We start from the raw sequence: 21,136 nt of genomic DNA, 5'->3' as shown, positions 1-21,136 counted from the left end.
GAAGGCCAGCCACTGAAGTTCCCGTGTGGTCCGACGATCCGGCGACGGGGGCCCGGGAGGGGTGGTCCCCGCCGTCGGATCCGGACCGCGCACGGATTCGGTGGCCGCTCCAGAGCCGGCGCCCCGAGGCACTGCGTGCCCGGGGCGCCCAGCCGTCCCGGCAGCCGGTTCCAGCCGGTCCCGGCCCGCTCAGGTGCCGGGCGCGGTGGTTCAGGGCCGGGCGCGGCGGCTCAGGTGCCGGGCGCGAAAAGGGACAGGCGGTGGGCCGTCGCGGCGGCCTCGCCCCGGCTGGCCACCTCCAGCTTGGCCAGGATGTTCGAGACGTGCACGCTGGCCGTCTTCGCCGAGATGAACAGGGCCGTGGCGATGTCGCGGTTGCTGTGCCCGTCGGCGACCAGCCTGAGCACCTCCAGCTCGCGCGGGGTCAGCCCGAGCGTGCCGCCGCCGCGGCGGGGCGCGTGGCCGTTGGCCTCGCCGGGCAGCCGGGCGCGGCGCGACAGCGCGGTGATGCGGTCGCGCAGCGGCCGGGCGCGCAGGCCGTCGGCGAGCTCGGCGGCGCGGCGCAGCCGGTCGGCGGCGCGCTCGCGGTCGCCGACTCCGATCGCGGCCTCGGCGGCGTAGGTCAGCGTCTCGGCCCACGGGTAGACGCGGCCGAGCTCCGCCCATGCCGCGGCGGCGTCGTCCCAGGCGCGCGGATCGGATTCGCCGTGCACGCGGGTGGTGTGCGCGTGGAAGGTGGCGCGGTGGGCCCGCTGCGCGGCGCCGCGCGTTTGGAGGGCGGCGGCCCGCTCCTCGAGCAGCGGGAACGCGGGCCGTCCGTCCAGCCGGGCCTGCTCGCCCAGTTCGGCGCAGGCCGCCGCGCCGAGCACCAGCACTGGCCAGGAGTAGCGGGCGTCGTCGGGCAGCCCCGGGTGGGCGAGCACCGGACGCAGCGCCTCGAGCGCCTCGGCGGGCCGGCCCTCGGCCAGGGCGAGGGCCGTCTCCAGCCGGATGCCCGCGAACAGGTCCTGGGTCTTGCGCCACATCACGGTGCGGGCCTGGGCGAGCCTGGCCGCGGCCTCGGCGAGGTCGCCGCGGCCGAGCGCGATCTCGCCCGCGAGCACGAACAGCGAGGTGCGGATGGTGAGCGGCGGGTTCTGGTCGAGGGCCTGCCGCAGCACCTCGTGCGCCTCGTCCCAGCGGCCGAGGGCCACCATCGGCTCGGCCATGTTGATGGCCAGGAACGATCCGTGGGTGCGTCCCAGCCCGCGTTCCCGGGCGTGCTCGATGCCCTCGCCGGCGACCTTGATGGCCTCCTCGTGCCGTCCGGCGCCCTCCAGGTAGTGCGACAGGTTGACCGCGACGCGCATCCGCAGGGCCGTGCCGCCGGCCTGATGGGCGATCTCGTGCGCCTTGCGGAGCGAGTTCTCGGTCTGCCGGTGCTCGTCGGCGTCCTGGTCGGCGCCCTCGCCGTAGTCGATGTTGACGCAGGACAGGGTGAGCAGCGCGTGCGCCTCGGCCGTGATGTCGCCGAGCTCGCGCGCGATGGCGAGCGACTCGCGGGCGGCGCGGGTCGCCTCCTCGGTGCCGTGCAGCAGCCGCCCGTACTGGGCCAGGGTGTTGAGCGCGCCGGCCCGGTCGAGGTTCGGCGGGTCGGCCGGCAGCAGCTCGACCGCCTCGCGCAGGTCCTCGATGAAGCCGTGCTTGGCCAGCTGGTAGGACATCTTGCCGCGCTGCTCCAGCAGCCTGGCGCGGTGCGTGACGCGGGTCTGCGGGGCGTGCGGCGGGTCGGCGTCGTCGAGCACGCGGAGGGCCGCGGTGGCCAGCTTGATGCCGAGCTCGAACTCGCCGGCCAGGTCGGCGGTGGCGACCGCCTTCTCCAGCACCCGCAGATGGGACGCGCCGAGGCGTTCGGCGGCGTCCGGCACCCGGTCCCAGAGTTTCAGGACGCGCGACAGCATGGTCAGGCACTCGGCGTAGGCGGCGGCCTTGCGGGTGTCGCCCGCCGCCCGCCACGCGCTCACCAGCGCCCAGGTGGCGTCGTGCGCCGAGTTCCAGTGGTGGCTCAGCTCGACCCAGAGCCGTCCGGGCGGGACGAGCCCGGCGTCGTTCTCCAGCGCCTGGGCGTAGCGGGTGTGCAGGCGGGTGTGCTCGCCGGGCAGCAGGTCGTCGTGGATGGCCTCGCGGATCAGCGCGTGCCGGAACGCGTAGCCGTCGCCGTCGACGACCAGCACGCCGGCCGCGACGGCGGGCCTGAGCACCCGGGTCAGCGCGGGGTCGTCCAGCCCGGACACGGCGCTGAGGAGCGCGTGCTCGAGGCGGGTGCCGCCGCCGGAGGCGTCGCGGAGCACGTCCTGGGTCTCCTCGGGCAGCCGCTGCACGCCGATCAGCAGCAGGTCGCGCAGCGACTCGGGCAGCTCGCAGGCCAGCGTGCCGTCCTCGTCGAGCAGCGCCTCGACGAACAGCGGGTTGCCCTCGCTGCGCGCGTGCACCCGGTCGACCAGGTCCGGCGCCGGCTCGTGCCCGAGCCGCCGGGCGGCCAGCGCGGCGACGTCGGCGTGCGAGAGCCTGGTCAGCTCGATCCGGTGGACGCGGTCGACCCGGTCGAGCCCGGCGAGCATCGTCCGCAGCGGGTGGGTGCGGTGCAGCTCGTCGGTCCGGAACGTCACCACGATCAGCAGCGGCGCGACGCCGACGTTGCGGATCAGGAAGGTCAGCAGGTCGCGGGTGGACCGGTCGGCCCAGTGCGCGTCCTCGATCACCAGCAGCACCGGGCCGCGCTCGGCCAGCCGCTCCAGCAGCGTCAGCATCAGCTCGAACAGCCGGGCCCGCTCCTCGCCGGACGCGGGGTCGGTCTCGGGCTCGCCAAACTCGGGCAGCAGCCGGGCCAGCCCCGCGGTGCCCGACCGGGGCAGCAGCTCGGCGACGCCCGCGATGCCGATGTCGCGGACCAGGTCGCGCAGCACGGTGGTGAACGGGGCGAACGGCAGGCCGTCCGAGCCCAGCTCCAGGCAGCCGCCGACCAGCAGCCGCGCGTCGGGTTCCAGCGTGGCCGCGAACTCCCTGATCAGGCGGGTCTTGCCCAGCCCGGCCTCGCCGCCGACCAGGACGGCCCCGGGCGCGGCGGCGAACGCCGACCGCAGCCGGTCCAGCTCGGCCGACCGGCCCACCAGGACGGGGCTCGTCATGCTCACATTCACCTCATAAGCATGCCAAACGCGGCCGGTACACCACTCCGAATATCAGTCCGTGAGACGGTCCGCGCCCCAGCCCTGGCCGCGGTGCCCGTCGAGCTCGGCGACCGGGCCGGGCGGTAGCGGCGGGTGGGTGAGGGTGCGGACCGGGCTGCCCACGGTGCCGTCGCCGATCACGCCGCGTTCGCGGAAGTGGTCGTGGTCCATCAGCTCCGCGCGGGTCAGCAGCGGCGCGACCGGCGCTCCGGCGGCGGTGAGGCGCTCGACGGCCTCGTCCCTGGTGAGCCGTGCGACGGCCGCCGCCACGTCCGCGTCCAGCTCGGCCACCCGGCCGAGGCGGGCCGCGAAGGGGACGCCCGCGTGCTCGGGCAGGCCGAGCGCGCCGCAGGTCGCCGCCCACAGCCGTTCCTCCGACACCACGCCCAGCGTGATCTTGTGGCCGTCGCGGGTGGGGTAGATCCCGTACCCCGGGACGGGGCCGCCCGCGCGGGCGGCCCCGGTGGGCGGCCCGGTGGTGGCCGGTCCGGTGCCGGCCGGTACGGTGCCGGCCCAGTTGGCCAGGACGTCGGCCATCCCGAGATCGATCCGGTCGCCGGTTCCGGTGGCGCGGGCCTTGAGGCAGGCCGCGGTGATCGCGAACGCGGCCATGGTCGCCCCCGCCATGTCGGCGACGGGGAGCTCGTCGCCGGGCGAGACCGCGTCCTGGGGCAGCGCTGAGGCGTACGCGCGGTAGTTGACGTCGTGTCCGGGCACGTGCGCCAGGGGGCCTTCCGCCCCGTACCCGGAGAGGGAGCAGTAGACCAGAGCGGGGTTGGCGGCGCGCAGCGCCTCGTGGCCGACGCCGAGGCGGTCCGCGACCCCCGGCCGGAAGCCCTCGACGAACACCTCGGCGGTGCGCGCGAGCTCCAGGCAGCGGTCCCGCCCGGCGTCGTCCTTGAGGTTCAGCTCGATGCTGCGCTTGCGCTGGTTGAGCAGGTCGAAGTGGCTCCGGAACGCGCGCATCGGCTCGCCGCCGGGCGGCTCCACCTTGATCACGTCCGCGCCGAGCTGGGCGAGGAGCTGGGTGGCGTACGGCCCGGGGCGCCACATCGTCAGGTCCAGCACCCGCAGCCCGTCCAGCAGTGCCATCGAGGCCCCCTCGCGCGTCGCGGTGATCGCCCCACGCTGCCGTCCCGCCGGCGGATATGTCAAGCGAGCGCTTGTTTGTCATTTCGCGACTCGGCGCGGCCATCGCACCTCCTGGGTCCGCGTGGCCCCTTGTTCCGTGACGGGGCGGGCGGAAGGCTCACCTGGCATGCCCCTTCACGTTCCGTGGCTTCTGCCGTCCCTCCTCGTCCCCTTGGTGCTGGCCGTCTCCGGAACTCCCGCCGCCGACGCTTCGCCGCTGCGCGCGGAGCCGCTGGCGCCGCTGGTCGGGCTCTCCGCCGATCGCCTCGCGCTGGCGGACGAGGTGGCGGCGGCCAAGTGGGGGACGGCCACGCCGATCGAGGACCCGGTCCGAGAGCGGGCGGTCCTGGACGACGTGACGGCGCGTTCGGCGGCGCTCGGCCTCGACCCGGACGCCGCCGTCCGCGTCTTCCGCGACCAGATCGAGGCGGGCAAGCTCGTCCAGCGGGGTCTGCACCGGCGCTGGACGGCCCGTCCCTCGACGGCCCCGTCCCGGCGCCCGGATCTCGGCAAGGAGGTGCGGCCCGCGCTCGACCGGCTCACCGGCGCGATCCTCGCCGAACTCCAGCGGACCGCCCACGTGCGCGCGAGCGCCTCGTGCGCGCCCGAACTGATCGAGGCGTCCGCCCGCGCCGGGACCGAACGCCGCCTGGACGTCCTGCACCGGTCCGGCCTCACCAGGGCCCTGCCGTCGGTATGCCGAATCAGGTCGTGACCCAAACGGGATTCGGTTGTTTTGTGTCGGAGCCGCGGGTGGGTGATGCTGGGGGCGTGTCAACGGAGACTCTCACCGGCGCGCGACCGAGCGGGGCCGAGCTGCGCGCGTTCCTGCACGGCCTGCCGGGCGTCGACCAGGTCGGCGCCGACGAGCGGGCCGCGCGGCTGGCCACCCGCTCGATCAAGACCTCGGCCAAGGCCCAGGCCATCGACATGGCGATCTCCATGGTCGACCTCACCACGCTGGAGGGCGCCGACACCCCCGGCAAGGTGCGGGCGCTGTGCGCCAAGGGCGCGCGGCCCGACCCGTCCGACCCGGGCGTGCCGCGGGTCGCGGCGATCTGCGTCTACCCCGACCTGGTCGGCGTCGCGGTCGAGGCGCTCCAGGGCACCGGCGTCGGCGTCGCGAGCGTCGCGACCGCCTTCCCGTCCGGGCGGGCGCCGATGGAGGCCAAGCTGGCCGACACCCGGGCGGCGGTCGAGGCCGGCGCCACCGAGATCGACATGGTGATCGACCGGGGCGCGTTCCTGGCCGGCGACTACCTGACGGTGTACGAGCAGATCGCCGCCACCAAGGCGGCGTGCGGTGCGGCGCACCTCAAGGTGATCTTCGAGACCGGCGAGCTGGCCACCTACGACAACGTGCGGCGCGCGTCCTGGCTGGCGATGCGGGCCGGCGCCGACTTCATCAAGACCTCCACCGGCAAGATCTCGCCCGCCGCGACGCTGCCGGTGACGCTGGTGATGCTGGAGGCGGTCCGCGACTTCCGCGACCGCACCGGGCGGCAGGTCGGCGTCAAGCCGGCCGGCGGCATCCGCACCACCAAGGACGCGATCAAGTACCTGGTGCTGGTGAACGAGACGGCCGGCCCCGACTGGCTGTCGCCCGCGTGGTTCCGGCTCGGCGCGTCCAGCGTGCTCAACGACCTGCTGATGCAGCGCCGCAAGCTGGCCACCGGTGTCTACTCCGGGCCCGACCACTTCACCAAGGACTAGCGATGGACTTCGAGTACGCCCCGGCACCGGAGTCGCGCGCCGTCGTCGACATCCGCCCCTCGTACGGGCTGTTCATCGGCGGCGAGTGGACCGACGGCTCCGGCGGCGACCGGCGCAAGACGATCGACCCGGCCACCGAGGAGCCGCTCGCCGAGTTCGTGGTGGCCACCGCCGCCGACGTCGACCGGGCGGTGGCCGCCGCGCGGGCCGCCCACGACCGCGTCTGGGGCCCGATGCCGGGCCGCGAGCGCGCCAAGTACCTCTACCGGATCGCCCGGATCATCCAGGAGCGCTCCCGCGAGCTGGCGGTGCTGGAGTCGATCGACAACGGCAAGCCGATCCGCGAGTCGCGCGACGTCGACCTGCCGCTGGTCGCCGCGCACTTCTTCTACAACGCCGGCTGGGCCGACAAGCTCGGGCACGCCGGGTTCGGCCCCGACCCGCGCCCGCTCGGCGTCGCCGCCCAGGTGATCCCGTGGAACTTCCCGCTGCTGATGCTGGCCTGGAAGATCGCCCCGGCGCTGGCGTGCGGCAACACCGTGGTGCTCAAGCCCGCCGAGACCACCCCGCTGACCGCGCTGGCGTTCGCCGAGATCTGCCGCCAGGCCGAGCTGCCGCCCGGCGTGGTCAACATCGTCACCGGGGCGGGCGAGACCGGCCGCGCGCTGGTCGCGCACGACGGCGTCGACAAGGTCGCCTTCACCGGTTCCACCGATGTCGGACGGCAGATCGCCCGCACCGTGGCCGGCACCCGCAAGCGGCTCACCCTGGAGCTCGGCGGCAAGGCCGCCAACATCGTCTACGACGACGCGGCGCTCGACCAGGCCGTCGAGGGCGTCGTCAACGGGATCTTTTTCAACCAGGGGCACGTCTGCTGCGCCGGGTCCCGGCTGCTGGTGCAGGAGTCGATCGCGGACGAGCTGCTCGGCCGGCTCAGGACCCGGATGGCCACCCTCCGCGTCGGCGACCCGCTCGACAAGAACACCGACGTCGGCGCGATCAACTCCGCCGAGCAGCTCGACCGGATCACCGCGCTGTCGGAGGCCGGCGAGCTGGAGGGCGCCGAGCGCTGGTCGCCGCCCTGCGAGCTGCCCGAGCGCGGCTTCTGGTTCGCGCCGACCCTGTTCACCGGCGTCGCGCAGTCGCACCGGATCGCGCGCGAGGAGATCTTCGGCCCGGTGCTGTCGGTGCTGACCTTCCGTACCCCCGCCGAGGCCGTCGAGAAGGCCAACAACACGCCGTACGGCCTGTCGGCCGGGGTCTGGACCGAGAAGGGCTCCCGCGTCCTGTGGACGGCCGAGCGGCTCCGCGCGGGCGTCGTCTGGGCCAACACCTTCAACAAGTTCGATCCCGCGTCGCCGTTCGGCGGCTACAAGGAGTCCGGCTTCGGCCGCGAGGGCGGACGCCACGGACTGGAGGCCTACCTCGATGTCTGAGCCGACGAGCACCGACCCGATCAGCACCGCCCCGCCCGGCACCGGTCGGATCGGCGTCCGGAAGACCTACAAGCTGTTCATCGGGGGCGCGTTCCCCCGGTCCGAGTCCGGCAGGTCGTACGTGGTGAACGACGCCAAGGGCCGCTTCGTCGCCAACGCGTCGCAGGCGTCGCGCAAGGACGTGCGCGACGCCGTCGGCGCGGCCCGCAAGGCGTTCGGCGCCTGGTCGGAACGTACCCCGTACAACCGCGGTCAGATCCTCTATCGGGTCGCCGAAATGCTGGAGGGGCGCCGCGCGCAGTTCGTGGACGAGCTGCGCGCCGCCGGGCAGGCCAAGTCCGCGGCGTCCACCGAGGTCGACCAGGCCGTCGACCGGTGGGTCTGGTACGCGGGCTGGGCCGACAAGCTCGGCGCGGTGGTGGGCTCGGCCAACCCGGTCGCCGGCCCGTTCTTCAACTTCTCCACGCCCGAGCCCACCGGCGTCGTGGGGGTCATCGCGCCCGACTCGCCGCTGCTCGGCCTGGTCTCGGTGGTCGCGCCGGCGATCGTGTCCGGCAACACCTGCGTGGTGGTCGCGGCCGAGCCCGCGCCGCTGCCCGCGATCACGCTCGCCGAGGTGCTGGCCACCTCCGACCTGCCCGGCGGGGTGGTCAACCTGCTGACCGGACGGCGCGCCGAGCTCGCGCCGTGGCTGGCCTCGCACATGGACGTCGACGCGCTCGACCTGGCCGGGATCGTCTCGGGCGGCGCGGAGCTGGAGGAGGCCGCCGCGGGAAATCTCAAGCGGGTGATTCGGCCGGGTTCCGGCGACTGGTCCGAGGAGCCGGGAACCGCCCGTATGACCGCGTTTCTGGAGACCAAGACCGTGTGGCATCCGGTGGGCGTGTGATCCCAGAATTTGCCGTGTGTGTGTAGAGCGTCACGAAGTGTGGAATAGATCTCCCCGTAACTGATCATCACGGGGGGGAGATCAGTGGCTACCAATGTCGCATCGCGTACGGCCACCGGCCGAGGGACGGCCGCCCGTACGACGCGCACCACAGGCAAGGGCACCACAGCCACCAAGACCGGCGCCGCCAAGAAGACCACGGCGGCCCGGCGGACCAGCGCGGCCGGCAAGAGCACGGCGGCGCGCGGCACGGTCCGGGCGTCCACGGCCAAGCGGCCCGCGACGACCAGGACCGCGGCCAAGAGCACGACCAGGTCCACCGCCAAGAAGAGCACCACGGCGGCGCGCAAGCCCGCGACCACCGCCCGCACCACCCGGTCCGGCACGGCGCGTACCAGCGCCGCGTCCAGCCGCGGCGGTGCGGCGGCGGTCACCAAGGTCACCAAGGCCGCGACGCAGGCCAAGGCCGCCGCCACGCAGATGAAGTCGGTGGCGACCAAGGCGTCCTCGTCGGCCAAGGCCATGACCGCGATGACGCGGTCGATGACCAGCGCGACCAAGGCGATGACCGAGGCCGCCAAGGCGATGAACTCGGCGGCGAAGGTCATGACCGCCGCCAGGGCGTCGGCCGCCCGCACCACGGCCGCCCGCACCACCGCCGCCAAGCGGCCCGCGGGCACCCGGGTCACGCGCACCCGGACGGCCGCCAAACCCGCCGCGAGGTCGGCGGCCAAACCGTCCACCAGCAAGGCGTCGACCAGCAGGTCGTCGACCAGCAAGGCGTCCACGACCAGGGCGTCCGGCACGAGGTCGGCGGCCGGCAGACCGGCCGCGCGGAAGACCACGACGGCCAGGTCCGGTACGTCCCGGGCCGGCACGTCGCGTGCGCGCACCACGGCCGCCACGAGCCGGACCAGGACGACGGCCACGGCCCGTGTCGCCAAGCCCAGGACGTCGGCGGCGCGCAAGACCACGACCGCCGCCAGGAAGCCGGCGTCCGGCTCCACGACCGCGCGCAGGAGCACCGCGACGGCGCGCAAGAGCTCGTCGACGACGGCGCGGAAGGGGCCGGCCAAGGCCCGGCCCGCCACCGCGCGGAAGACGACGTCGGCGGCGCGGTCGCGGTCCACGGTCAGCAGCCGTGCGACCGGGACCTCGTCCGCGCGCAAGCCCGCCACGGGCACCGCACGCGCACGGGCCGGCCGGACGCCCGCCGGCAGGACGGCGGGCGGCAAGAGCGCCACGGGCAAGAGCGCGGGGGGCGGGAAGTCCCCCGCGCGCCGACCGGCGGCGTCCAACACGGCGTCGTCCGGTCGCCTGGTCGAACCGAAGACGGGCGTACGCTCGATGCAGCACTCGACGAGCTCTGACGGCGGGTTCCTGACCGGCCTGACGGGCGCCGCCGGGCGCAAGTGAGAGGCGGAGCCCGCCGGTGGGGCCCCGGCCCGCGTGCGGGGACGGGGCTCTGCCGGAGTCCGACCAGTCGACGGAGGGGCCGTGGACGACAAGGAGATCCTGGCGCGCATCAACGAGTTCGTCGGGGAGGAGCAGAGCCTGCGCGAGCGGTACCGGCGCGATGAGCTAACCCAGGGCGCGGAACGGCGCCGCCTGGAGCAGCTCGAGGTGGCGCTGGACCAGTGCTGGGACCTGCTCCGGCAGCGCCGCGCCCGGATGGAGGCGGGGGAGAGCCCGGACGGCGCGCGGGTCCGCTCGGCCGGCGAGGTCGAAGGCTACCTCCAGTAGCGATGACCGATTATGGGCGTCCGCCGCGGTTCGGCCTCTTCCTGGCCCCGGACGCGTCCGCGCCGCTGATCCGTACCGCGCAGGAGGCCGACCGGCTCGGGCTCGACCTCATCGGCGTGCAGGACCATCCGTACCAGCGCCGGTTCGTCGACATGCCGACGCTGATGGGGGCGCTGCTGGCCGCCACCTCGCGGGTCAGGGTGTTCCCGGCGGTGGCCTGCCTGCCGCTGCGTCCGCCCGCGACGCTGGCCAAGGCGATGGCCTCGATGGACCGGCTCAGCGACGGCCGGGTGGAGCTCGGCCTCGGCGCCGGAGCCTTCTGGGACGCGATCGAGGCGTACGGCGGCGTCCGGCTCGCGCCCGGTGCGGCCCGCGCCGCGCTGGAGGAGGCGGTGCAGGTCATCCGGATGCTCTGGAGCGACCAGCGGGGGCTGCGGTTCGACGGGGCGCACTACCGGCTGGCGGGCGCGCAGCCCGGCCCGCCGCCCGCGCACAAGATCGGCATCTGGCTCGGCGTGACCGGGCCGCGCTCGCTGGAGCTGGCCGGCCGCGTCGCCGACGGCTGGATCGTGTCGTCGTCGCACGTCCCGCCGCAGAAGCTGCTGGAGGGGCAGCGGCGGGTCGACGACTCCGCCGCGGAGGCGGGCCGCGACCCCGCCGAGATCCGGCGGCTCTACAACCTGGCCGGCTCGATCGACGAGAGCGGCTCGCAGGGCTTCCTGAACGGGCCGGTGCGGCAGTGGGCCGACCAGCTCACCGAGCTGGCCGTCACCTACGGCGTCGACACCTTCGTCTTCGCCGGCGACCCCGACCAGCTCGGCGCGTTCGCGATGGAGGTCGCGCCGGCGGTCCGCGAGCAGGTCGCCCGCGAACGCGCCGGCTGACCCCGGCGCCCGCTCCGAGTCCTCAGGGCCGTGCGCACCCTGCCGAGCCCCCGGGCCGTGCCGTGCCTACATGCGTTCGGGCGTCGGCACACCGAGCAGGTCGAGGCCCGTGACCAGGGTGCGCAGCGTCGCCGCGCACAGCGCCAACCGGGACGTCCTGGTGGCCTCGTCCGGCGCCTTGAGCACCGGGCAGTTCTCGAAGAATCCGGTGTAGGCCTGGGCCAGCTCGAACAGGTACCCGGCCAGCCGGTGCGGTTCGGACAGCTCGCCCGCCTGCGTGACCACCGCCCCGAAGTCGAGCAGCTTCAGCGCCAGTGCCCGCTCGGCCGGCTCGCCCAGCGTGATCGGGCCCGTCGCGGCCTCCGGCTCCAGCCCGCCCCTGCGGAAGATCGACCGGATCCGCACCGTCGCGTACTGGAGGTAGGGGCCGGTCTTGCCGTGGAAGGAGATCATCCGGTCGAAGTCGAAGACGTACTCGCTGTCCAGCGCCACCGACAGGTCGGCGTACTTGACCGCGCCGACCCCGACCTTCTCCACGATGTCCGCGCGGGTCGCGGCGTCGAACGGCTCCTGGTGCTCGATCTCGTCGAACTCCCGGCCGGCCCGCTCGATTGCCTCGTCGACCAGCTCGGCCAGCTTGACCGTGCCGCCCGCCCGGGTGCGCAGGATCTTGCCGTCGGTGCCGAGCACGTTGCCGATCTGCGCGTGCTCGGCCCGCACGCCCTCGTCCAGCCAGCCGGCCATCCGGGCGACCGCGAAGGCCATCTGGAAGTGCAGCGCCTGCGGCGCGCCCACCACGTAGATCATCCGGTCGATGTGCTCGGTGTCGACCCGGTAGCGGATGGTGGCCAGGTCGGAGGTGGAGTAGTTGTAGCCGCCGTCGCTCTTGCGCAGGATGACCGGCAGCGGCTCGCCCTCCCGGCCGGTGAACCCGGGCGGGAACGCGCACAGCGCCCCGTCGCTGATCACCGCGATGCCCTTGTCCTCCAGCTCCTGGACGGTCGGGGCCAGCAGGTCGTTGTAGAAGCTCTCGCCCTTGATGTCGGCGTCGGTCAGCGAGACGCCGAGCCGCCGGTACACCGTGTTGAAGTACCGGGTGGACGCCTCGACCAGCACGTGCCACAGCCGCAGCGTCTCGGGGTCGCCGGCCTGGAGCGCCACCACGCGCCGCCGCGACCGGTCGGCGAACTCGGGGTCGCCGTCGAACTTGTGCCGTGCGGCCTGGTAGAACGCGGTCAGGTCGGAGACCGAGGCGTCGTCGCGGGCGGCGGCCTCCTCGCCGAGGTCGAGCAGGTGCTCGATCAGCATGCCGAACGGGGTGCCCCAGTCGCCGACGTGGTTGTCGCGGACGACGTCGTGCCCGGCGAACTCCAGGATCCGGGCGATCGCGTCGCCGACGATCGTGGTGCGCAGGTGCCCGACGTGCATCTCCTTGGCCACGTTGGGCGAGGAGTACTCCACCACGACCCGCTGCGGCGCCTCGACGCGCGGCACCCCGAGCCGCTCGTCGGCCAGGACCTCCTGCGCCTGCCCGGCGATCCACCCGTCGTCGAGCGTCAGGTTGATGAACCCGGGGCCGCTGACCTCCACGTTCGACACCAGGCCGGTGCGGTCGAGGTTGGCCACGATCTCGTTCGCGACGTCGCGCGGCTTTCGGCCCAGCCTCTTGGCCAGTGGCAGTGCCACGTTGGCCTGGAGGTCGGCGAACTGCGACGGCCGGATGACCGGGTCGGCGCCGGCGTGGGAGGGTCCGAAGGCGGCGCCCAGCGCGGCCTGGACCCGGGCGGCGAGTGCGAGTTGCGGATCGGGCATGGCCCAAGGTTATCGGCGTCGAGGTGCAGATCAGTATCGGATTGTCAGGGGGAGGCGCCCGCGTGGCGGCGCGCGTCGCGGACGCGGCGGAGCAGGTCGGGGGCCAGGCGCAGGAACAGCGACAGCAGCACCGCCGCGCCCAGCGCGATCCCGAGGGCGGTGGCGTCGTTGTCCAGCCCGCCCGGGTGGAGCGCGAAGAACTCCGACAGCCACGGCACCGCCAGCACGAGCACGAACGCGGCGCCCATCAGCCCGACCAGGCCGAGCCGCCACCAGTTCCACGGGCGGGCGATCAGCGCCAGCACCCACAGCGCCAGCACGAACAGCGCCAGCGAGGCGGTGGAGCTGTCCTGCTCGAAGCCGCCGCCGGGGCGCTCGGTGGCCAGCAGGTAGCCGGAGAACGTGGCGATGCCGCAGGCGGCCCCGGCCGGGATGGCGAACCGCAGCACCCGCGGCACGAACCCGGTCCGGGCGCGTTCCGGGTTGGGCGCCAGGGCCAGGCAGAACGCCGGGATACCGATGGTCAGGGAGCTGATCAGGGTCAGGTGCCGGGGCAGGAAGGGGAACCGGACGTGCACCACCCCCACCAGCAACGCCAGGATGATCGAGTAGACGGTCTTGGTGAGGAACAGGTTGGCGACCCGCTCGATGTTGCCGAGTACCCGGCGGCCCTCGCCGACCACTTGTGGCAGCGTGGCGAAGCTGTTGTCCAGCAGGACGATCTGCGCGACCGCGCGGGTCGCGCCGCTGCCCGACCCCATCGACACGCCGAGGTCGGCGTCCTTGAGCGCCAGCACGTCGTTGACGCCGTCGCCGGTCATCGCCACCACGTGACCGCGGGACTGCAACGCCTTGACCATGGCCCGCTTCTGCTGCGGGCCGACCCGCCCGAACACCGAGTGCTCCGCCAGCACGTCCGCCATCTCCGCGACGCCGCCGGGCAGCGTCCGGGCGTCGACGGGACGGTCCGCGCCCGGCAGGTCCAGCGAACGGGCGATGGCGCCGACCGACACCGGGTTGTCGCCGGAGATCACCTTGACCTCGACGCCCTGCTCGGCGAAGTAGCGCAGCGTGGCGGGCGCCTCGGCGCGCAGCCGCTGCCGCAGCACGACCAGTGCGGCGGGCTCGGCGCCGGCGGTCACGTCCAGGGTGCCGGGGGAGGCCAGGGAGCCGTCCGGGACGCGGGCGACGGTCAGCACCCGCAGCCCGGTCGAGCCCAGCTCCTCGGCCCGCGTGCGGGACGGGTCGTCCGCCGCGAGCAGCACGTCGGCGGCGCCGAACACCCAGGCGCCGTGCCCGCCGTACTCGGCGCCGCTCCACTTGCGGGCCGACGAGAACGGCACCGTGCCCGTCGCCTCCCAGCCGGGGGCGGTGGTGCCGAGCCCCTCCCGGACGGCCAGCATCGTCGGGTTCGGGTCCGGGTCGGAGGCCGCGAGCGCGGCCAGCGCCTCCCGTCCGGGCAGGTCCGCGCGCAGCGGCACCACCCGGTCGAGGTCCATGCCGGGCTCGGTCAGCGTGCCGGTCTTGTCGACGCACAGCACGTCCACCCGGGCGAGGCCCTCGATCGCGGGCAGCTCCTGCACCAGGCACTGCCGGCGGCCGAGCCGCACCACGCCGACGGCGAACGCGATGCTGGTCATCAGCACCAGGCCCTCGGGGACCATCGTCACCACCCCGGCGACCGCGCCCACGACCGCGTCCGGCACGCTGTCCGCCGAGGAGAGCTGGCTGGCGAACAGCAGGATCGCGATCGGCACGATCAGCCAGGTCACGTACTTCAGGAACCGGTTGATGCCCGACATCAGCTCCGAGTGCGACAGGGAGAACCGGCTGGCCTCCTCGACGAGCCGGGCCGCGTAGGCGTCGCGGCCCACCTTCTCGGCGGTGAACGCGCCGCCGCCGGCCACCGCGAAGCTGCCGGACTGCACCTGGTCGCCGGGCGTCTTCAGCACCGGGTCGGCCTCGCCGGTCAGCAGCGACTCGTCGATCTCCAGGCCCTCGGACCCGGTGACCGTCCCGTCCACGGTGATCCGGTCGCCGGTGCCGAGCAGGATCAGGTCGCCGAGCACGACCTCCTGCTGGGGGACCTCGCGCTCGGCGCTGTCGCGCAGCACCCGCACCGGCGTCTCGCCCACCACCGCCAGCCGGTCGAGGGTCCGCTTGGCGCGCAGCTCCTGGACGACCCCGATGGCGGAGTTGGCGACGATGATCCCGCCGAACAGCCCGTCCTGCCACTGCCCGAAGATCATGATGAGCACGAACAGCGAGCCGATCAGCGCGTTGAACCGGGTGAGGACGTTCGCCCGGACGATCTCACCGACCGACCGGCTGGTCCGCCGGGGCACGTCGTTGGTCTGCCCGGCCTCGACCCGCTCGCGCACCTGCGCGGCGGTCAGGCCGCCGCCCGGTGCCTGTGCACCCGTCACTTCGCCCCCGTTGGATGCCTGCGTCATTCCCCATGATCGCTAAGGGCAATCCCGGCCCGCCGCCTACCGGGGACCGGTCTCCGGCGCGGGCGGCGGAGCGTCCGGGGGAGGGGCCGCAGGGGGGACGACGGGCGCGAGGTCGGGACCTGACGGCGCGCCGGGACCCTCCGGGGACTCCTGAGCCGCCTCGATCGCCGCCCGGCCCTCGGCGGGCGTCTCGGGGTCTCTGGCCGGCTCCGTCTCGGGTGTCTTCTCAGCGGGCCTCTCGGGTGCCCTCTCGGCCGTCCCGTCGGACGGCTTGCCGGACACCTTCTCGGCGGCCTTCTCAGCGGGCCTGTCGGCGGGCTTGTCGGCGGCGTCGCGGTCGCCGTGCGTCCAGCGGCCGAAGCGGGATGTGCGGGTGGCGGCCACCTGCTCGCGGATGCGCTCGACGATGCGTCCGGCGGCCAGCTCGTGGGCGAGCAGGCAGGCCGAGGTGATCGCGCGGGCCCGGGACGCGCCGTGCGCGATGACCACGGTGCCGTTCAGCCCGAGCAGCACCCCGCCGCCGTAGGTGTCGGAGTCGAGCCGGTCCTTGAGCTCCTGGAGGCGGCGGCGCTGGAGCAGCGCGCCGACCTTGGCCGTCCGGCTGCCGGTCATCGCCGACCTGATCTCGGTGAAGGCCATCGCGATGGTGCCCTCCATCGTCTTGAGCGCGACGTTGCCGGTGAACCCGTCGGTCACCACGACGTCGACCGTGCCGGCCAGCAGGTCGTGGCCCTCCACGTTGCCGGTGAACTCGATCCCGTGGTGCCCCCCGGCCAGCAGCTCGTGGGCGCGCTTGGTCACCTTGTCGCCCTTGGCGGGCTCGGCGCCGATGCTGAGCAGCCCGACCCGGGGCCGCTCCAGGCCCAGCCGGATCTGCGCGTACGCGGTGCCGAGCGCGGCGAACTGCACGAGCGTCTCGGGCTTGACGTCGGCCGTGGCGCCGGCGTCGAGCAGCACCGTCGGTCGGGGCCGGGTCGGCAGCGTCACCGCGATCGCGGGCCGCAGCACGCCCTGCTGGCCCTTCAGCCGCAGCCGCGAGGTGGCCACCACCCCGGCGGTGCTGCCCGCCGACACCAGCGCCGCCGCCCGGCCCTGCTTGACCAGGTGGCAGGCGATCGCGATGGACGAGCGCGGCTTGCGCCAGCTCGCCAGGGCGCCCTCGCCCATGTCGAGGGCCTCGTCGGCGTGCACGATCGGGATCTCACCGACGATGCCGTGCCGGTCGAGCTCGCGCCGGATCCGCGGCGCCTGCCCCACCAGGACCGCGCGGACGCCGTGCTCGCGGACCGCCGCGACCGCCCCCGCGATGATCTCCTCGGGCGCGTGGTCGCCGCCCATCGTGTCCACCGCGACCGGCAGCGGACGGGCCGCCGCGGGACGGGCCGTGGCGGAGCGCGACGGCTCGCCATTGCCGGTCATGGCCGCTCCAGGTGGGGTGAAAGTACGCGGGTGCGCCGCAAGAACGCAGCTCATCGCATCGTAGGACGTTCTTTCACCGCCCTGGACGGCGGCGGCCGAGAGTGACGGTGCTCACTCCGCGGCCGGGATCGGACCTCAGTTCTTCTTCTTGTGGCAGTCGGCGGCCAGGCAGGTCGCGTTCTCGACCATGGGGCGCCCGCCGACGAGGATCGTGTAGTAGTTGGCCTTCGTCTCGTCCTCACCGCTGCCGATGACCTGCACCTGCCGCTTGTCGGAGGCGGTGCCGGTGCACATGGCGCGCATCTTGCGCTTGGTCCAGCCCGGCATGTCCCGGCAGCTCAGCGGACCCGTCAGGGTGACGCCGCGGGCGCGCAGCTCGGCGGCGGCGGCGTCCGGCAGCCCGCCGCGCAGGGCCGTCTGCGTCTTGTAGCGCAGCTCGGTGGTGTCGATGAGCGTCACATAGGCCAGGGCGGCGCCCACCGCGAGCACGAGCACGGTGGCACCGCCCATGATCAGGGCCTTCACACGGGTGATCTTCACAGCGGTAACGTCACCCGGGCCGGGCCCGGTCAAGCGCGCCGCGCGCGAGTTTTACCCGGTGCGAACCATGTCGTTACCTGTTCAGGAAGGTCGGCAGCCGGGGCCGAGGCAGTGCGTGCGCAGCGCCTCGCGCCCTCCGACGGTGACGATGTACACCTCCTGCGGGTGCTCGGTGTCAGCATCGGTGGCGGTGCCGGTCACCACGACCGGGACGCCGGCGGTCGTCCGGGCCGTGCAGTGCACCCGCAGCAGCGCGTCGGAACGGGTGTCGGGCATCCTGCACATCGGCCGCGCCTTCAGCCGGACGCCGCGGTCGCCCAACAGCGTGGCGGACCCGTCGGCCACGGCGTTCTCATAGGCGCCGTCGGAGATGCGCTTCATCACCTTGCAGCCCGACAGGGACAGGACGAGCAGCGCGGCCAGCAGCACCGCGGGGACCCGCTTCATCCCTCCTCCCCGGCCTCGCCGCGTCCCAGCACCTCGGCGACGGCCTCGGCCACGACGTCCGGACGGTCGACATGCAGCAGATGCAGCTCGGTGGGCAGCTCGACCTGCCTGCCGTAGGGGCTCATCTCCGCGAGCGTCCGATGGCCCTCGGCCCACTCGCGCGCCTTGGCGGGGTCCTTCACGTCCCCGAGCGCCGTCAGCACCACCAGCGGGACCGGCGGGAACGGCAGCCGGACGCGCAGTGCGGCGAGGTCGGCGGCCATCTCACGGTAGGCCAGCTCCTCGGCGAGGATCCCGCCGAGCACCGTGCCGCGCCCGTACACCGCGCGCACTTCGCCATCGGGGACGGGCACCCTGCGACGGGTCAGGAACCGCATGGCCAGCCGCCGCCCGGCGGGGGCGGCGAGCCAGGGGATCCGGGTCGCCCCGACCACCGCGCCCAGCGCCCGGGTGGCCGGGACGGCCGCGGCGGAGACCCGCGGCGGCGCCTGGACGCGCGGGGCCGCCGGGTGGGTGGCGACCCGGCTGAACCGGGGCCGCCAGGCCCCGCCGGACGGATCGCGCTCGTAGCTGGGATCGACCAGCACCAGGCCCCGCACCAGGTCGGGCCACTGCCGCGCGAACGCCTCGGCGTGAAAGCCCGCCAGCGAGTGCGCGACCACCACGACCCGGCCGCCCGCCCGCTCGGCGAGCCCGGCCAGGATCGCGGTCTCGCGGCGCAGACTGGGCGCCGCGCGGCCGGCCGGGCTCAGCCCCAGCCCCGGCCGGTCGAAGACGGCCACCCGGTGGGCGCCGTCCAGCAGGTCCGCGCTGGGGCGCCAGTCGAACCACGCGCCGCCGAGCCCGGAGCTCAGCAGCAGCGGGGGACCGCCCGGGGGGCCGGTCTCGACCACGTGCACCCGTTCGCCGCCGGCGTCCACGACCGTGCCGGCCTGGGGGCTCATGGCGTCGCCTCTTCTCGCTCGTGGCCGGTGCCGGGCTCGGCGCCCGGCCGCCGCCGGTCGCTCCGCGCGGCACGCCAGTCGGTGTACAGCGCCCAGCCGATGACGAGCAGGCCCAGGCACAGGATGCCGATCTGGATGCGCTGGATGATCCCCAGCCACTGGCCGAGCAGCATCGCCAGCAGGGTGGCGAGCCCGGCGGCCGACTCCAGCGCGGCCAGCACCCAGCCCCAGCGGGCCAGGAACGGCCACCAGCCGTACCGGTGGGCGGCGATCGACAGGGTGAACAGCGAGGCCACCCCGAACATCACCACCGCGCTGCTGGTGACCGAGTGGAACTCGTGGGAGAACGAGACGTTCTCCGACCGTTCGAGCAGCGCGCAGCGGCTCTCCAGGCTGGGCGCGCAGTCGAGCGGGAACACCGCGTCGCCGATGGCGCAGACGCCGAACAGCATCAGCAGCGTCCAGCCGGCGGTGGCCCACGGCCTGCGCCGCAGCGTCAGCAGGCAGGTGGCCGCGACGATGATGATCAGCAGGCCGGTGACGAAGTCGCCGCCGCTGTAGAGGGCGTCGTAGGGCTGGTCGACGGCCGACAGCTCGCTGACGTAGCCGTTGATGACGTCGAGGTCGGGGCTCAGCAGGTGTTCCAGGAAGAACGTGGCGTAGGCCACCGCCGCCACCCCGTTCAGGACGATCGCGAACCCCGGGACCGCGCCCGGCCGGCCGGCCGGTGACCGCGTGCCCACCTCGTGTGGCCGCGTGCCCACTCGGACCCCCTCCGGATCCTCGGGGGGACGACCCCCCGCTTCCACTGGGCGTTACCGGCGTCCACCCCCCGTGGTCCCCGTGATCGCCCCGGTGCTGTCCCCGCTCAGTATTTCCCCACCCAGCATAGGCACGGCACCGGGGGCGCCCTTTACCTCAGGTAGTCACTGCACGTGGGGCGGATCCCACTTAATCTGGATAAGAATGAAATGTCTTGTTCGGTGTTGACCAGCATCTTTGTACGCTTAGGTGGGTATCTGTGTCACATGGCCGTCGACCGGGCGCTTCAATAGAGTGACCTGGGCCATAGTGATCACTGTCCGTGATGGCGTGCCCCCCGGTACGTCCCCCGCTGATTCAAGGAGTACCAACACGTGACACTGGTGAACGACGCGGCTCCCGCAGTGCGATCGACTGGTCGCAAGTACCGCGCCTTCACGGCGAAGCACCTGGACGAGCTGACCGCGCGTGCGGGGCTGTCGCCCGAGCAGCAGCTCGCGACCCGGGCCGTGGCGACCGTGCTGCCCTTCCGGACCAACGCCTACGTCCTCGATGAGCTCATCGACTGGTCCGCGGCCCCCGACGATCCGATCTACCGGCTGACCTTCCCCCAGGAGGACATGCTGCCGGCCGAGGACGTCGCCCGCCTGTCCGACCTGCTGCGCCGCGAGGCGCCCAAGGCCGAGGTCGAGGCCGTCGCCCACGAGGTGCGGATGAAGCTCAATCCGCACCCGGCCGGGCAGATGGAGCTCAACATCCCGACCTTCGGTGACGGCAAGATCCCCGGGATGCAGCACAAGTACGACGAGACCGTCCTGTACTTCCCCAAGCAGGGCCAGACGTGCCATGCGTACTGCACGTACTGCTTCCGCTGGGCGCAGTTCGTCGGCGAGGCCGACCTCAAGATGGCCGGCGACGACCCGCTCCAGCTCCGCGACTACCTGGTCGCGCACCCCGAGGTGACCAGCGTGCTGTTCACCGGCGGCGACGCGATGATCATGGGGGAGGGAGTGATCCGCCGCTACATCGAGCCGCTGCTGGAGCTGGAGCAGCTCGAATCGATCCGGATCGGTACCAAGTCGCTGGCGTACTGGCCGCAGAAGTTCGTCACCGACCCGGACGCCGACGGGATGCTCCGGCTGTTCGAGCAGGTCTCAGAGGCGGGCAAGAACCTCGCGTTCATGGCGCACTTCACCCACCCGCGCGAGCTGGAGCCGCTGGTGCTCGGCGAGGCGGTGCGCCGCATCCGCGACACCGGCGCGGTGATCCGGACCCAGTCCCCGCTGATCCGGTCGATCAACGACGATCCGGCCGCCTGGCAGAGCATGTGGGGCACCCAGACCCGGATGGGCATGGTGCCCTACTACATGTTCGTCGAGCGCGACACGGGCCCGCAGGACTACTTCGCGGTGCCGCTCGTCCGCGCCTACGAGGTCTTCCGGGACGCCTACAAGAACGTCTCCGGGCTCTCCCGCACCGTCCGCGGCCCCTCCATGTCGGCCACCCCGGGCAAGGTCTGCGTGGACGGCGTCCTGGACCTGTTCGGCGAGAAGGTCTTCGCCCTGCACTTCATCCAGTGCCGTGACGCCGACCTGGTCGGCAAGCCCTTCTACGCCAAGTACGACCCGCAGGCCGTCTGGCTGGACGAGCTCAAGCCCGCCTTCGCCGACCGCTTCCCCTGGCAGTCCTGACCCCGGCCGCCCCGGTCTCGGCCATCACCTCGCGTTAAGGATGTGGCGTGCCGCCCGGAAGGC

At 73.7% G+C, this 21,136-nt stretch carries 16 protein-coding genes and 1 pseudogene; 8 read left to right on the top strand and 9 right to left on the bottom strand.

Going from position 1 to position 21,136, the window contains the following annotated elements:
• Positions 1 to 230 precede the first annotated feature (230 nt).
• The gene (locus QP090_RS10865; protein ID WP_285938492.1) at positions 231 to 3,167 is read right to left on the bottom strand and encodes a helix-turn-helix transcriptional regulator; all 2,937 of its coding nucleotides are present in this window, start codon (positions 3,165 to 3,167) and stop codon (positions 231 to 233) included.
• Between the two features lie 54 nt (positions 3,168 to 3,221).
• On the bottom strand, positions 3,222 to 4,301 hold the full coding sequence (locus tag QP090_RS10860) for a CaiB/BaiF CoA transferase family protein (protein WP_285938491.1): 1,080 nt from the start codon (positions 4,299 to 4,301) through the stop codon (positions 3,222 to 3,224).
• A gap of 166 nt (positions 4,302 to 4,467) precedes the next feature.
• Between QP090_RS10860 and QP090_RS10855 the strand changes: the two genes are divergently transcribed.
• The 7 genes from QP090_RS10855 to QP090_RS10825 all read left to right on the top strand — a co-directional run bounded on the left by QP090_RS10855 (position 4,468) and on the right by QP090_RS10825 (position 11,005).
• Complete coding sequence (locus tag QP090_RS10855; RefSeq protein ID WP_285938490.1) at positions 4,468 to 5,055, top strand: chorismate mutase; 588 nt, start codon at positions 4,468 to 4,470, stop codon at positions 5,053 to 5,055.
• A gap of 56 nt (positions 5,056 to 5,111) precedes the next feature.
• Positions 5,112 to 6,053, top strand: coding sequence for a deoxyribose-phosphate aldolase (gene deoC, locus QP090_RS10850; protein ID WP_285938489.1), 942 nt, complete (start codon positions 5,112 to 5,114; stop codon positions 6,051 to 6,053).
• Positions 6,054 to 6,055: 2 nt separating this feature from the next.
• Positions 6,056 to 7,489, top strand: coding sequence for an aldehyde dehydrogenase family protein (locus tag QP090_RS10845; protein WP_285938488.1), 1,434 nt, complete (start codon positions 6,056 to 6,058; stop codon positions 7,487 to 7,489).
• Positions 7,482 to 8,378, top strand: a complete 897-nt coding sequence (locus QP090_RS10840) for an aldehyde dehydrogenase family protein (protein ID WP_285938487.1) — start codon at positions 7,482 to 7,484, stop codon at positions 8,376 to 8,378. Before QP090_RS10845 ends, QP090_RS10840 begins: the two co-directional genes overlap by 8 nt.
• A gap of 84 nt (positions 8,379 to 8,462) precedes the next feature.
• Positions 8,463 to 9,794: a hypothetical protein gene (locus QP090_RS10835; protein ID WP_285938486.1), complete on the top strand. Its 1,332-nt coding sequence runs from the start codon at positions 8,463 to 8,465 to the stop codon at positions 9,792 to 9,794.
• Between the two features lie 81 nt (positions 9,795 to 9,875).
• The gene (locus tag QP090_RS10830) at positions 9,876 to 10,121 is read left to right on the top strand and encodes a DUF2630 family protein (RefSeq protein WP_285938485.1); all 246 of its coding nucleotides are present in this window, start codon (positions 9,876 to 9,878) and stop codon (positions 10,119 to 10,121) included.
• A 2-nt stretch (positions 10,122 to 10,123) separates the two neighbouring features.
• Positions 10,124 to 11,005, top strand: coding sequence for an LLM class flavin-dependent oxidoreductase (locus QP090_RS10825; protein WP_285938484.1), 882 nt, complete (start codon positions 10,124 to 10,126; stop codon positions 11,003 to 11,005).
• A 66-nt stretch (positions 11,006 to 11,071) separates the two neighbouring features.
• Here QP090_RS10825 and argS read toward each other — a convergent pair whose 3' ends face one another.
• The 7 genes and pseudogenes from argS to QP090_RS10790 form a co-directional block, all read right to left on the bottom strand.
• Positions 11,072 to 12,817 (bottom strand): arginine--tRNA ligase, encoded by a 1,746-nt coding sequence (gene argS / locus QP090_RS10820; protein ID WP_285938483.1) that lies wholly within the window; start codon positions 12,815 to 12,817, stop codon positions 11,072 to 11,074.
• 44 nt (positions 12,818 to 12,861) lie between these two features.
• Positions 12,862 to 15,270 (bottom strand): cation-translocating P-type ATPase, encoded by a 2,409-nt coding sequence (locus tag QP090_RS10815; RefSeq protein ID WP_432763021.1) that lies wholly within the window; start codon positions 15,268 to 15,270, stop codon positions 12,862 to 12,864.
• A gap of 342 nt (positions 15,271 to 15,612) precedes the next feature.
• Positions 15,613 to 16,689 (bottom strand): annotated as a pseudogene (gene plsX, locus QP090_RS10810) (phosphate acyltransferase PlsX); the annotation flags it as partial.
• A gap of 135 nt (positions 16,690 to 16,824) precedes the next feature.
• Positions 16,825 to 17,229, bottom strand: coding sequence for a hypothetical protein (locus QP090_RS10805; RefSeq protein WP_285938481.1), 405 nt, complete (start codon positions 17,227 to 17,229; stop codon positions 16,825 to 16,827).
• 81 nt (positions 17,230 to 17,310) lie between these two features.
• Positions 17,311 to 17,676, bottom strand: a complete 366-nt coding sequence (locus QP090_RS10800; protein WP_285938480.1) for a hypothetical protein — start codon at positions 17,674 to 17,676, stop codon at positions 17,311 to 17,313.
• Positions 17,673 to 18,620: an alpha/beta fold hydrolase gene (locus QP090_RS10795; protein ID WP_285938479.1), complete on the bottom strand. Its 948-nt coding sequence runs from the start codon at positions 18,618 to 18,620 to the stop codon at positions 17,673 to 17,675. The genes QP090_RS10800 and QP090_RS10795 overlap by 4 nt, the downstream gene beginning before the upstream one ends.
• Positions 18,617 to 19,384, bottom strand: coding sequence for a DUF998 domain-containing protein (locus QP090_RS10790; RefSeq protein ID WP_285938478.1), 768 nt, complete (start codon positions 19,382 to 19,384; stop codon positions 18,617 to 18,619). The genes QP090_RS10795 and QP090_RS10790 overlap by 4 nt, the downstream gene beginning before the upstream one ends.
• 372 nt (positions 19,385 to 19,756) lie before the next feature.
• On the opposite strand from QP090_RS10790, the gene QP090_RS10785 reads away from it, so the two are divergent.
• Complete coding sequence (locus QP090_RS10785; protein WP_285938477.1) at positions 19,757 to 21,073, top strand: KamA family radical SAM protein; 1,317 nt, start codon at positions 19,757 to 19,759, stop codon at positions 21,071 to 21,073.
• Positions 21,074 to 21,136: the final 63 nt, after the last annotated feature.

Source organism: Actinomadura xylanilytica (genome assembly GCF_030283145.1).
Lineage (GTDB): Bacteria > Actinomycetota > Actinomycetes > Streptosporangiales > Streptosporangiaceae > Spirillospora > Spirillospora xylanilytica.
This window is presented reverse-complemented; position numbering and strand designations above follow the sequence as displayed.